Origin of the sequence: Nevskia ramosa DSM 11499 (assembly GCF_000420645.1) — a bacterium.
In the GTDB taxonomy this organism is placed as follows: domain Bacteria; phylum Pseudomonadota; class Gammaproteobacteria; order Nevskiales; family Nevskiaceae; genus Nevskia; species Nevskia ramosa.
This window is the reverse complement of the sequence record NZ_ATVI01000005.1, coordinates 770,131-782,392: the sequence shown is the minus strand read 5'-3', so window position 1 is coordinate 782,392 and position 12,262 is coordinate 770,131. Positions and strand designations below refer to the sequence as shown.

Below are 12,262 nucleotides of genomic sequence, written 5' to 3'. Positions count from 1 at the left end.
ACGGGTCACAACCGCAACTGTCAGGGGCGGCGTGGTGCGAAGGTCGACGCCAGGATTTCCTCGGACGGCTCCGGGCCAATCCAGCGTTTTGACGAGACTCGTCTGTTCCGATCGACCTTGGCGATACTGCTCGCCAGCCCCTCCGGGCCGTAGACGATCACATCGCCCGGCAACGCCGCCGGGTAAGGCCCGCATTCAAGCCCGCGACGCAGTCTTGCGGCATCAAATGCATCGACATCGAGCCGTGGCCGATCGCCCAATGCTGCAGCCAGCGGCAGCAGTAACGCGGTCAGACGATCCATCTGGAAATTGCAGGCGTGCAGATCAGGCATCGTCACCATGCTGACCTTGCGGAAGGGCCCCGTCTCGAGGCGACGCAAACCGGTCAGATAGGCACGCTGGCCCAGCAAATTCGCCCAATCCTCGGCCAGCGTGCGGATGTAAGTGCCTTTCGAGCAGTACACTTCGAACGAAAAGCCGCCTGGCTCGACATCGAGCAATTTCAGTTCATGAATGGTGACCCGTCGCGGCTCGCGATCGATCTCGACGCCTTCGCGAGCCAGTTCGTAAAGATGGCGGCCACCGCGCTTGATCGCCGAATACATCGGCGGAATCTGTTCGATCTCGCCAAGCAACTGGGGGATTACCGCTTCGATGTCACTACGCGTGACTTCTGATGCATCGGAAGTGGCGATCACCTCGCCTTCCGGATCGCCGGTGGACGTCTGGGTGCCGAGCAGCACCTGCGCCTGATAGCGTTTGTCGGATTCGAGCAGGAAGCCGCCGAGCTTGGTCGCTTGCCCAAAGCAGATCGGCAACAGTCCGGTCGCAAACGGATCGAGACTGCCGGTGTGCCCTGCCTTCTCGGCGTCGTAAAGCCGACGGACCTGCTGAAGCACGTTGTTGGAGCTGACACCAGCCGGCTTGTCGAGCAGCAGAAAGCCGTCGATCAGCGCCCGTTCACGATGCCGGCGGCTCATCGTCAGCCACCTTGAGATCGGCCCTGGAATCGGCCGCTTCACTGCTGGCCTGGTCGTTGGCGATGGCTTCGCGGATCAGGCCACCGACACGATCCGCTTCACGCAAGGCCATGTCGGCAGTGAAGTGCAGCGTCGGCACATGGCGGATGCGCATGCGGTCGACCAGCAAGTGCCGCAAGCGACCAGCAGCCCCATTCAGGGCCTTGACCGCCTGCTTCAGTTCATCGTCGGTGCCCAGCTGGCTGATCGATACCTTGGCATTGCGGACATCCTGGGCGACGACCACATCGGTCACCGTCAGTTTGCCGATACGCGGATCGGTCAACTCGTCGCGGATCAATTCCGACAGCTCGCGCTGGAGCTGGGAATTGATCCGCAACGTGCGGGAATACTCTCTCGGCACTTTAGGGTCTGCTCGCGATGATTCTGATCGCTGCGGCGGAGGACGTTGGTGCCCAGTGCAACGAACGAGGAGCGGCCAATAGTGAACCTATTGGCGCGACGAGTGAGACAGCAATGGGCACCAACGGCCCCGCCCCGAAAGGGCTGCGGTCAAAAGCGCGCCGGGACTTCGTTGCAAACCTTGACCATAGGTGGCTATGGACTGCGGTTCGCGCCTCGCCCGGCACGCTTTTGACCGGCAGCGCAGCGACCAGAATCATCGCGTGCAGACCCTATGCCTCGGCTTTCACGGTGCGCTTGACCTGAACACGGTCGAAGCACTCGATCTGATCGCCCGCCTTCACGTCGTTGTAGTTCTTCACGCCGATGCCGCATTCGGTACCAACCACGACCTTGGCGACATCGTCCTTGTGACGACGCAGGGATTCCAGTTCGCCTTCGTAGATGACGACGTTGTTGCGCAGCACACGAATCGGCAGACCGCGACGGACTTCGCCATCCATGACCAAGCAACCGGCAATGGCGCCGAACTTCGACGAACGGAACACGTCGCGAACCTGCGCGGTACCGACGATCTGCTCGCGCGTCTCGGTACCCAGCAAGCCACCGATGGCATCGGAGACGTCATCCAGCACGTCGTAGATGATCGAGTAGTAGCGAACGTCGAGGCCGGTGTCCTGGATACGACGACGAGCAACGCTGTCAGCACGGACATTGAAACCGATGATGATGGCGCGCGAAGCCAGTGCCAGATCGACATCGGATTCGCTGATGCCACCGATCGAGCTCGATACCACCGTGACCTTGACCTCGGCGCTCGGCAGTTTCTTGAGCGACTCGGACAGCGCTTCGGCGGAACCCTGCACGTCGGCCTTGATCATCAGGTTCAGCGACTTCTGCTCGGCTGAGCCATCGCCCATGCGAGCGAAGACCTGATCCATGCGCACGGCCTGATTCGATGCCAGCTTCGCTTCGCGCTGCTTCGATTCGCGCAGGATCGTCAGTTCGCGGGCCTTGCGTTCATCGGCCACGACAACGATGTCATCGCCAGAATCAGGCGGGCCGGATAGGCCGAGCACCGCAACCGGAATCGACGGACCAACTTCCTTAACCAGCGCGCCGGCCTCGTTGAACATGGCGCGAACGCGGCCGTAATGCGAGCCGGAAATGATCACATCGCCCTGACGCAATGTGCCCGAACGGACCAGCACAGTGGCAACCGGACCACGTCCCTTCTCGATCGATGCTTCGACGATCGTGCCGCGCGCCATGGTGTCGACAGGCGCCTTCAGTTCCAGCACTTCGGCCTGCAACAGGATCGCATCAAGCAGTTCATCGATACCGGCACCGGTAACCGATGACACGCCAACCACCTGAACTTCGCCGCCGAAATCTTCGGCAACCAGTTCTTCCTTCAGCAGGTCGGTCTTGACCCGAGCGATGTCGGCATCCGGCTTGTCGATCTTGGTGATCGCAACGATGACCGGCGCACCAGCCGCCTTCGCATGCTGGATCGCTTCCTTGGTCTGCGGCATCACGCCGTCGTCACCAGCCACGATCAGGATGACAATGTCGGTCAGCTGGGCGCCGCGGGCACGCATGCGGGTGAATGCGGCGTGACCCGGCGTGTCGAGGAAGGTGATGACACCCTTCTTCGTCTGCACGTGGTAGGCGCCGATGTGCTGAGTGATACCGCCGGCTTCGCCAGCGGCAACACGCGTCTTGCGAATGTAGTCGAGCAAGGACGTCTTGCCGTGATCGACGTGGCCCATGATGGTGACCACCGGTGGGCGCGGCAACGCAGTCGATTCCTGCACTTCGCCGGTCGCGGCCGTCATCAGACCATCTTCATGGTCGCTGTCCTTGACGAGACGGATCTTGTGACCCATTTCCTCGACCATCAGCGCCGCAGTGTCCTGATCGATGATCTGGTTGATCGTCGCCATCAGGCCATTCTTCATCATCACCTTGATCAGTTCCGTGGCCTTGATGGCCATGCGGTTGGCCAATTCGGCAACGGTGATTGCTTCCGGCACTTCGACTTCACGCACCACCGGCGCCGTCGGGCGCTCGAAGGTATGCGCGTTATCGACATGAATCTGGCCGCTTGGCTTGCGCTTGGTCTTCTTGTCGCGCTTGCCGCCCTTGCCGGCCGCCAGATGCAGTTCGTTGCGACCGCGATCACCACCAGCGCGATCCTTGTCGCGATCCGGCTTCTTTGCGGCAGCTGCCGCAGGAGGCGGCGGGGCCGGCGTCGGAATGATCTTGACTTCGGTGGCACGACGCAGATTTTCGGCCGCGCGGCGACGCGAGGATTCAGCATCCATGCGTGCGCGATAGATCGGATCCGTGCGCATGCGCTCGGCTTCCGCTGCCTTGACCCGTTCGGCTTCTTCGTTGACAGCCAGCACACGCGCCGCTTCTGCCTCGGCGGCAAGACGCGTCGCTTCATCAGCAGCCGCCTGTGCAAGGGCTGCTTCGTCGGCCGTCGCTTCTTCCACGACCGGCTGCGTTGCCTCGATCACTTCGACTGCAACAGCAGCGGGCGCCGCGGTCGGCGCGGCCGGGACAGGCTGCACAACAACGGCTGCGACTGGTGCAGCAGCAGGTTCGGCTGCCTCGACCTCATCGCTCTTGAGATAGGTGCGACGCTTGCGCACTTCGATGCTGACCGTCTTGGTCGGCGCGCCGCGGCCACCGCCAAGCTTCAGCTCGGTGGTCTCCTTGCGCTTGATCGAAATACGGCTGTCCGCGCCAGGAGACGTGGACGTCCCCAAGGTGGTCGCAGTACGGGAAATCTTGTGCAGATGCTGCAACAACGCCACCTTGTCGGCGGGGCTGATCGGAGAATCTGCACTTGCCACCGCCACACCGGCGTCCCTGAGCTGAGTCAACATTTCAGGAACCGGCTTGCGCAGCTCGGCGGCGAGGTCCAACACGGTAAGGCTGCTCATCGGCGCGCTCCGGAGGGGGTCAGGCCTTCTGTGACTCAAGGCCACGGGCGGTCATGATCAACCGGGCCGCGACGTCTTCGTCCATCGGCACTTTTTCTGTCAGCTCGTCGGTCGCGAGATCGGCAAGGTCGTCCCGCGTCACCACACCGGCAGCCGCCAGGCGATACGCAAGTTCCTCATCAACTCCCGGCACGGCGAGCAAATCTTCTGCGGGCTGCACCGAAGCCGCTTGTTCGGCCTTGGCCAATGCTCGGGTCAGCAGCACGTCCTTGGCGCGATTGCGAAGCTCTTCGACGATCTGTTCGTCGAACTCTTCGATGTCGAGCAATTCTTCGTCCGGCACGTAAGCAATTTCTTCGAGCGAAGCGAAACCTTCCTGCACCAGGATCAAGGCGACTTCGGCATCGACTTCCAGGGCCTCCATGAACAGAGCCTGGACAGTCTGATTTTCCTGTTCCTTCTTCGACTCGGCTTCGGCAGCCGTCATCACGTTCAGGGTCCAGCCGGTCAATTCGGAAGCGAGGCGGACGTTCTGCCCACCACGACCGATCGCCTGCGCAAGCTTGTCTTCCGCCACGGCGATCGACATGGCATGTGAATCTTCATCGACGATGATCGATTCCACTTCTGCCGGCGCCATCGCATTGATGACGAACTGGGCAATGTTGTCGTCCCAAGGCACGATATCGATGCGCTCGCCAGCCAGTTCGTTCGAAACGCTCTGCACGCGCGAACCGCGCATGCCGACGCAGGCGCCGACCGGATCGATACGCTTGTCCTTGGCCTGAACGGCAATCTTGGCGCGCAGGCCCGAATCGCGGGCAGCGCCTTTGATCTCGATCAGCCCCTGGGCGATTTCCGGCACTTCGAGCTTGAACAACTCGATCAGGAACTTCGGTGCAGTACGGCTCAGGAACAGCTGCGGGCCGCGCATCTGCGGACTCACTTCGTAGAGATAGCCACGGATGCGATCGCCCGGACGAACCGGTTCGCGCGGAATCACCTGATCGCGCGGAATGATCGCTTCGGTGGTGCCGCCCAGGTCGACGATGATCGCGCCGCGTTCGATGCGCTTGACGAGACCGGTCATCAACTCGCCTACCCGATCAGCATAGGCATCGACGATTCGCGCCCGCTCGGCATCACGCACACGCTGGAAAATGACCTGCTTGGCCTTCTGCGCGCCGATGCGACCGAACTCGATCGACGGCAGCGGTTCTTCGCGGACGTCGCCAGGGATCGCATCGGGCTGGGTTTCCTGCGCGCGCGCCAGCAGGATCTGCCGCAGCGGCGTCTCGAAATTCGCATCTTCGTCATCGACGATCGTCCAGCGGCGCCAAGTCTCGTAGTCGCCGGTATCGCGGTCGATGGTGACGCGGATATCCCACTCCGAGCCGTAATGTTCTTTACTCGCAGACGCGAGAGCTGCTTCAAGCGCCTGAAAGATGATCTCTTTCTCGACGCCTTTTTCATTGGAGACGACATCCACCATGAGCAATACGTTCTTGTTCATGAACCTGTCTTCTCCTTGTCAAAATTCGGGACCAGCTTGGCCTTGTCGATATCGGCCAGCGGCAATGTGACGACGCCTTCTGCAGTTTCAATCGAAACTTCGTCGTCGGTCGCGCCCAGCAGCACACCTTGGAAGCGGCGGCGTCCGGCGATCGGGGCCAACGTCTGGATTCTTGCAACTTCGCCTTGAAAACGCCTGTAGTGTTCAGGCGTCACCAGCGGACGATCGAGACCGGGTGAGGAGATCTCGAGACGATAGGCTTGGCTGATGACATCTTCGACATCGAGCGTTGCAGCCACTTCGCGGCTCACTTTCTCGCAGTCATCCAGACCGATGCCATTCGGCGAATCGATGAACAGCCGCAACATGCCGGAGCCGTCGCGCGGACTGTATTCCAGCAGCACCAGCTCGTAACCGATGGCATTCACCACCGGCTCCAGCAGTTGGATCAAGCGATCTCGCAGCACCCAGCTTCCTCGTCTGAACCGCCCAATGGACAGTTCTCTCAAATTCAAAAAACCAATAAAAAAGGCCCACACGGGGCCCGAATGCAGCGTAAAACCTGAATTGGTAGCGGGGGCAGGATTCGAACCTACGACCTTCGGGTTATGAGCCCGACGAGCTGCCAGACTGCTCCACCCCGCACCGTCTTCAGTTGACTAGTATAACCAGCAACACATTCTTAAGCAACCACATTCTCAACTTCTGGATAACGATAAACCCGCTTATCCACGCCACTTAATCCATGGTGCCGACGGGGAGACTCGAACTCCCACGACTTTCGCCGCTACCACCTCAAGGTAGTGCGTCTACCAATTCCGCCACGTCGGCCTTCAGGATTTCTGCTTCTGGCGCCGCTGCTGAAAGACCAATCCATCAGCATCAAGCGCGTCGACTATTTTACTGCGGAACCGTTGGCTTTTGCGAGCCCGGAGCAGAATCATTTCCTGCTGGTGCCGCAGGCGCCGTTGGGCTAGGAACCGGAGCTTCCGGGGCAGGCGTTGGCGTTGGCGCAGTAGCATCCTGTGCAGGCACCGCCGGAACAACAGGCTCGGAGACGACGGCGGCCGGAGCCTGATCGACCACGCTGCTGCTCGCACTCTTGCCGTGCACGACATACGCCAGCGCCAGGCTGAGCAGGAAGAACGCGCCAGCCAGCCAGGCAGTGATCCGAGTGAGAAAGTTGGCCGAACCGCGCGAGCCAAACACGGTGCCCGACGCTCCACTGCCGAACGCGGCACCCGCGTCGGCGCCCTTGCCGTGCTGAATCAGCACGAGGCCGATCAGCGCAATGGACACCAGCACGTGTAGCACTACCAGAATTGTGTACATGAAACCCGTCGTTATTGATGTCAGGCGTCGAGCGATGCGGCCAATATCTGGGCCGACGCGCAAATCGCGAGGAATTCCGGGGCTTTCAGCGAAGCACCGCCAATCAGACCACCGTCCACGTCCTCGCAGGAGAACAGAGACGCTGCGTTGTCAGCCTTGACGCTGCCGCCGTAAAGCAGGCGAACCGAATTTGCGATTTTAGCATCGTTAGCAGCGAGGACGCCACGGATAAATGCGTGTGCCGCCTGAGCTTGCTCGACGCTGGCCGTGCGGCCGGTACCGATTGCCCAAACCGGCTCATAGGCGACCACCGCATTGATGAATGCACCGATTCCGGCAGCGGCAATGACCGCATCCAGCTGTCGCTTCAGCACGATCTCGGTCTGATCGGCTTCGCGTTCGGCCAGCGTTTCGCCGATGCACAGCACAGGGATCAGGCCGCCCGCCTGCGCCACGACGAACTTGCGCGCCACGCAGGCATCGTTTTCGCCGTAAAGCGTGCGGCGCTCGGAGTGGCCGACCAGTACATGGCTGCAGCCCACGTCATTCAGCATCGACGCATGAAGCTCGCCCGTGTAGGCACCAGGCTCGCGCTCATCGCTGAGGTTCTGGCCGCCAACCGCGATCGGCGCGGCACCGATATGCCGCCTGACCGCGTCCAGGTACAAGGCTGGCGGGCAGACAAGGACATCGATCGCCGGACATTCGGCGATGCCGCGCAGCAAGCCTTCGACCAATGCGGCATTCGACGCCGATGATCCGTTCATCTTCCAATTGCCCGCTACCAGATATCCGCGCGACATAGGTCCTCCGCTCTTGTTAGTGGATTGAGTCATTCGATTGTGCAATCAAGCAGCCGACGCGGCCGCAGCCTGCCGCACTGCCGTCGCCAGGCGTTCAGCCGCCTTGTTCGCATCATCGGGATCATTGGCTTCCACCATGACCCGCAAAACCGGCTCGGTACCAGACGCCCGCAACAGCAAGCGCCCTCGACCTGCCAGCCATTTTTCGACCTCGGTCGCCTCCGCCAGCACCAGCGCGTGCTCCAGCAGGGGCTTGGCCTTGCCGGTCACCGGCACATTCAGCAGCACCTGCGGCAGCTTGGCCATGCCCTGCACCAGTTCGGCAAGCGAGAGACCCTGAATCTGCATCGCTTCCAATACCTGGAGCGCAGTAATGATGCCGTCACCGGTGCGAGCCCGATCGAGACAGATCGTGTGCCCCGAGGTTTCGCCGCCGATGATGCCGCCCGTGGCACGCAAGCGTTCGAGCACGTAACGGTCACCGACGGCAGCGCGTTCGAAGGCAATGCCATGTCCCGCGAAGGCGCGCTCGAGACCGTAATTGCTCATCACGGTACCGATCACTGGTCCGCGCAAGCTGCCTGACAGCTGACGCTGACGCGCCAGCACATACAGAATCTCGTCGCCATCGACCGACCGGCCATCGGCACGAACCATCAGACAACGATCCCCATCGCCATCGAGCGCAATGCCGATGTCGGCACGATGGTGGGCAACGGCCGCCTTCAAGGCCTCCAGATGTGTGGAGCCGCAGTCTTCATTGATATTGAGACCGTTCGGGCTGACGCCGATCGACACGACCTGCGCCCCGAGTTCGGCAAACACCGCCGGTGCAACCCGATAGGCCGCGCCATGGGCGCAATCGACGACCAGCTTCAGGCCGCGCAGCGAATCGCCGGCGAACGCACCCTTGCAGAACTCGATGTATCGGCCTTGCGCATCATCGATACGCCGCGCCCGCCCCATCGATTCCGGCGGCACGCAGACGATGTCCCGCTCCAGATAGGACTCGATTTCCTCTTCCAGCTGGTCGCTGAGCTTGTCTCCTTCACCGGAGAAAAACTTCACGCCATTGTCGAAATGCAGATTGTGCGAAGCCGAGATCACGACCCCTGCCTGCGCGCGGAGCGCGCGAGTCAGATAGGCGACCGCTGGCGTCGGCAGCGGTCCGAGCAGATAGGTTTCAACGCCGGCGGCCGCCAAACCCGCTTCAAGTGCCGATTCGAACAGATAACCCGAGCGCCGCGTGTCCTTGCCGACCAGCACCCGCGCGCCCGGCGTTTTCGCCAGCACACAGCCTGCGGCCCAACCCAGCTTCAATGCGAACTCAGGGGTCATCGGCGACTGACCAACGCGCCCCCGGATGCCGTCCGTTCCGAAATATTGTCGACTCATCCCGACATTATGACGGGGCGGACACCGCTTGCGCCGCTCGCCGTACGGAGTCGGCCACTTTCACAGCGTCAACTGTTGCCGCGACGTCGTGCGTGCGGACGATGCTCGCACCATTCCAGACCGCGAGCGTTGCAGCCGCCAGGCCTGCTGCCGTTCGATCGACCACCGCTCGCCCAGTGAGCTGGCCGAGCATGCCCTTGCGTGACATCCCGACCAGAATCGGGAGATGCAGTGACTGAAAACTGGGCAAGTGCGCAAGAAGTTCGAGGTTGTGCGCGAGCGTCTTGCCGAAACCGAAGCCCGGATCGATCAGCAGTCTCGACGCCGGAATGCCCTGTGCCAGACAGGCTGCTATCCGCAATCCAAGGAATGCTCCGACCTCATCAACTACGGACGCATAGACAGGCGCCACTTGCATCGTTCGCGGCTCGCCCTGCATGTGCATCAGACAGATCGCGGCGTTCTCGGCAGCAGCTACCTCGATGGCTCCGGGCGCCTGCAATGCATTCACATCATTGATGATTGCCGCGCCGGCCCGACACGCCTCGCGCATGACCTCCGGCTTCATCGTATCGATCGACACGATGCAGTCACGCTCACCGCACAGGCGCTCGATCAGCGGCAGGACACGATCGCATTCCTCAGCAACCGACACCGGATCGGCACCGGGTCGAGTCGATTCGCCGCCGACGTCGATGATCGCGGCGCCTTCATCGAGCATTCGATAAGCAGCGGCCAATGCGGTATCGATTCCGATATGGCGGCCTCCGTCGGAGAATGAATCCGGCGTGACGTTCAGCACGCCCATGACCACGGGCGAGGACAGATCCAGTCGTCGCCCACGCGGCAGTTCTAGAATCACGATCGGTTCCAGCTCGCCCAATGAAAAGGGCCGGTATGAACCGGCCCCGGGAAACTACTGCAGCAGCTTCAGTTCTGGCTGGCAGGCGTCGGCGTGACGGTCGGCGGAACGGCCGAGGGCCCGTTCGGCTTGTTGCCCCCGACCGGCGGCACCCGCGTGCCATCCGTCCACGAACCCGGTGCGCCCGGATCCTTGCCCTGCATGATCCGCGCGATCTGATCGCTGTCGATCGTTTCGTACTTCATCAGCGCATCGGCCATCGCATGCAGCTTGTCGAAGTTGTCGACCAGAATCTGCTTGGCACGCGCGTAATTGGTGTCGATGACTTCGCGGATCTCGCGATCGATCGCGTTGGCCGTGTCGTCGGACATATTCTTGTGCTGCGTGACGCTGCGGCCCAGGAACACTTCGCCCTCGTCCTCGCTGTAAGCCAGCGGACCGAGCTTGTCCGACAGACCCCACTTGGTGACCATGTTGCGGGCCAGATTGGTCGCACGCTCGATGTCGTTCGAGGCGCCGGTGGTGACGCCATCCGGACCCAAGGTCAGCTCTTCGGCAACGCGGCCGCCGAACATCATGCAGATCAGGCTGTTCAGACTCTGCTTCGAGCGCGAATGACGATCCTCTTCCGGCAGGAACATGGTCACACCCAAGGCACGGCCGCGCGGAATGATCGTCACCTTGTAAATCGGATCATGCTCGGGCACGTTCAGACCGACGATCGCGTGACCAGCTTCGTGATAGGCCGTGTTGCGTTTCTCATCCTCGCTCATGACCATCGAACGGCGCTCGGCACCCATGATGATCTTGTCGCGGGCACGATCGAAATCGTCCTGACCGACCAGGCGCTTGTTGCCACGTGCAGCAAACAGCGCAGCTTCGTTGACCAGATTGGCCAAGTCGGCACCCGAGAAACCGGGCGTGGCGCGAGCAATGATTTCCGGCTTGACGTCATCAGCCAGCGGCAGCGCTCGCAGATGGACCTTGACGATCTGCTCGCGGCCACGAACATCCGGCAGCGGCACCACCACCTGACGATCGAAACGGCCTGGGCGCAGCAGCGCAGGATCGAGCACGTCAGGACGATTGGTGGCGGCGATGATGATCACGCCCTCGTTGCCCTCGAAGCCGTCCATCTCGACCAGCAGCTGATTCAGTGTCTGCTCGCGCTCGTCATGCCCGCCGCCGAGACCAGCACCACGATGACGGCCGACCGCGTCGATTTCATCGATGAAGATGATGCACGGCGCGTGCTTCTTGCCTTGCTCGAACATGTCGCGGACGCGGCTGGCGCCGACGCCGACGAACATCTCGACGAAGTCCGAACCCGAGATCGTGAAGAACGGCACGCCCGCCTCACCGGCGATCGCCTTGGCGAGCAGCGTCTTGCCGGTACCCGGCGAGCCCACCATCAGCACGCCGCGGGGAATCTTGCCGCCCAGTTTCTGGAACTTGCCCGGATCCTTGAGGAAGTCGACCAGTTCGGAGACTTCCGCCTTTGCTTCCTCGACACCGGCCACATCGGCGAAAGTGATCTTGACTTGATCGGCATTGAGCATGCGGGCGCGCGATTTGCCGAAGCTCATCGCACCGCGACCGCCGCCACCGCCGGACTGCATCTGGCGCATGAAATAGATCCAGACGCCGATCAGCAGCAGGATCGGGCCGAAGCTGAACAGGATCTGCATCACCAGCGGCGTTTCCGGCTTCACCGCACCGTCGAACTTGACGTTGTGGTCGAGCAGGATGCCGATCATCGCGCGATTGTCCGTTTCCGGGCTGATCGCCGTGAAGGTCTGGCCGCTCTTCAGCTTGCCGCGAATGTTCTGGCTTTCGATCTCGGCACTATCGACCTGGCCGGATTTGACCTGTTCGAGGAAGTCCGAATAAGCCAGCTTCGGCTGCGCGCCATTGCGCGATGAAAAGCTCTGGAACGAAAGCACCAGAACAACCAGGATGACCAACCAGAGCAGCAGATTCTTGGCGAGATCGTTCAACGGATAATCCTCGGGATTCTTGAA

Annotated in this window: 10 protein-coding genes and 2 tRNA genes; all 12 read right to left on the bottom strand. The window is 61.6% G+C overall.

Annotated features, from left to right (window positions below; all coding sequences use genetic code 11):
* Positions 1–20: 20 nt before the first annotated feature.
* A complete protein-coding gene (gene truB / locus G513_RS21295; protein WP_022975584.1) occupies positions 21–980 on the bottom strand; it encodes a tRNA pseudouridine(55) synthase TruB in 960 nt (319 codons plus the stop codon).
* The gene (gene rbfA / locus G513_RS0104255) at positions 961–1,359 is read right to left on the bottom strand and encodes a 30S ribosome-binding factor RbfA (RefSeq protein ID WP_245563063.1); all 399 of its coding nucleotides are present in this window, start codon (positions 1,357–1,359) and stop codon (positions 961–963) included. Before rbfA ends, truB begins: the two co-directional genes overlap by 20 nt.
* Before the next feature lie 295 nt (positions 1,360–1,654).
* Complete coding sequence (gene infB, locus G513_RS0104250) at positions 1,655–4,336, bottom strand: translation initiation factor IF-2 (RefSeq protein ID WP_022975582.1); 2,682 nt, start codon at positions 4,334–4,336, stop codon at positions 1,655–1,657.
* Positions 4,337–4,355: 19 nt separating this feature from the next.
* Positions 4,356–5,849 (bottom strand): transcription termination factor NusA, encoded by a 1,494-nt coding sequence (gene nusA / locus G513_RS0104245; RefSeq protein WP_022975581.1) that lies wholly within the window; start codon positions 5,847–5,849, stop codon positions 4,356–4,358.
* Positions 5,846–6,301 (bottom strand): ribosome maturation factor RimP, encoded by a 456-nt coding sequence (rimP, locus tag G513_RS0104240; RefSeq protein WP_022975580.1) that lies wholly within the window; start codon positions 6,299–6,301, stop codon positions 5,846–5,848. The genes nusA and rimP overlap by 4 nt, the downstream gene beginning before the upstream one ends.
* Before the next feature lie 116 nt (positions 6,302–6,417).
* Positions 6,418–6,494, bottom strand: a tRNA-Met gene (locus G513_RS0104235).
* 101 nt (positions 6,495–6,595) lie between these two features.
* Positions 6,596–6,680, bottom strand: a tRNA-Leu gene (locus G513_RS0104230).
* 69 nt (positions 6,681–6,749) lie between these two features.
* Complete coding sequence (gene secG, locus G513_RS26410) at positions 6,750–7,181, bottom strand: preprotein translocase subunit SecG (RefSeq protein WP_022975579.1); 432 nt, start codon at positions 7,179–7,181, stop codon at positions 6,750–6,752.
* A gap of 20 nt (positions 7,182–7,201) precedes the next feature.
* Positions 7,202–8,017: a triose-phosphate isomerase gene (gene tpiA / locus G513_RS0104220; RefSeq protein WP_245563062.1), complete on the bottom strand. Its 816-nt coding sequence runs from the start codon at positions 8,015–8,017 to the stop codon at positions 7,202–7,204.
* Positions 8,018–8,029: 12 nt separating this feature from the next.
* Complete coding sequence (glmM, locus tag G513_RS0104215) at positions 8,030–9,379, bottom strand: phosphoglucosamine mutase (RefSeq protein ID WP_022975577.1); 1,350 nt, start codon at positions 9,377–9,379, stop codon at positions 8,030–8,032.
* 7 nt (positions 9,380–9,386) lie between these two features.
* Complete coding sequence (gene folP / locus G513_RS0104210; RefSeq protein WP_028475120.1) at positions 9,387–10,238, bottom strand: dihydropteroate synthase; 852 nt, start codon at positions 10,236–10,238, stop codon at positions 9,387–9,389.
* A 71-nt stretch (positions 10,239–10,309) separates the two neighbouring features.
* On the bottom strand, positions 10,310–12,238 hold the full coding sequence (gene ftsH / locus G513_RS0104205; RefSeq protein WP_022975575.1) for an ATP-dependent zinc metalloprotease FtsH: 1,929 nt from the start codon (positions 12,236–12,238) through the stop codon (positions 10,310–10,312).
* Between the last annotated feature and the right edge of the window lie 24 nt (positions 12,239–12,262).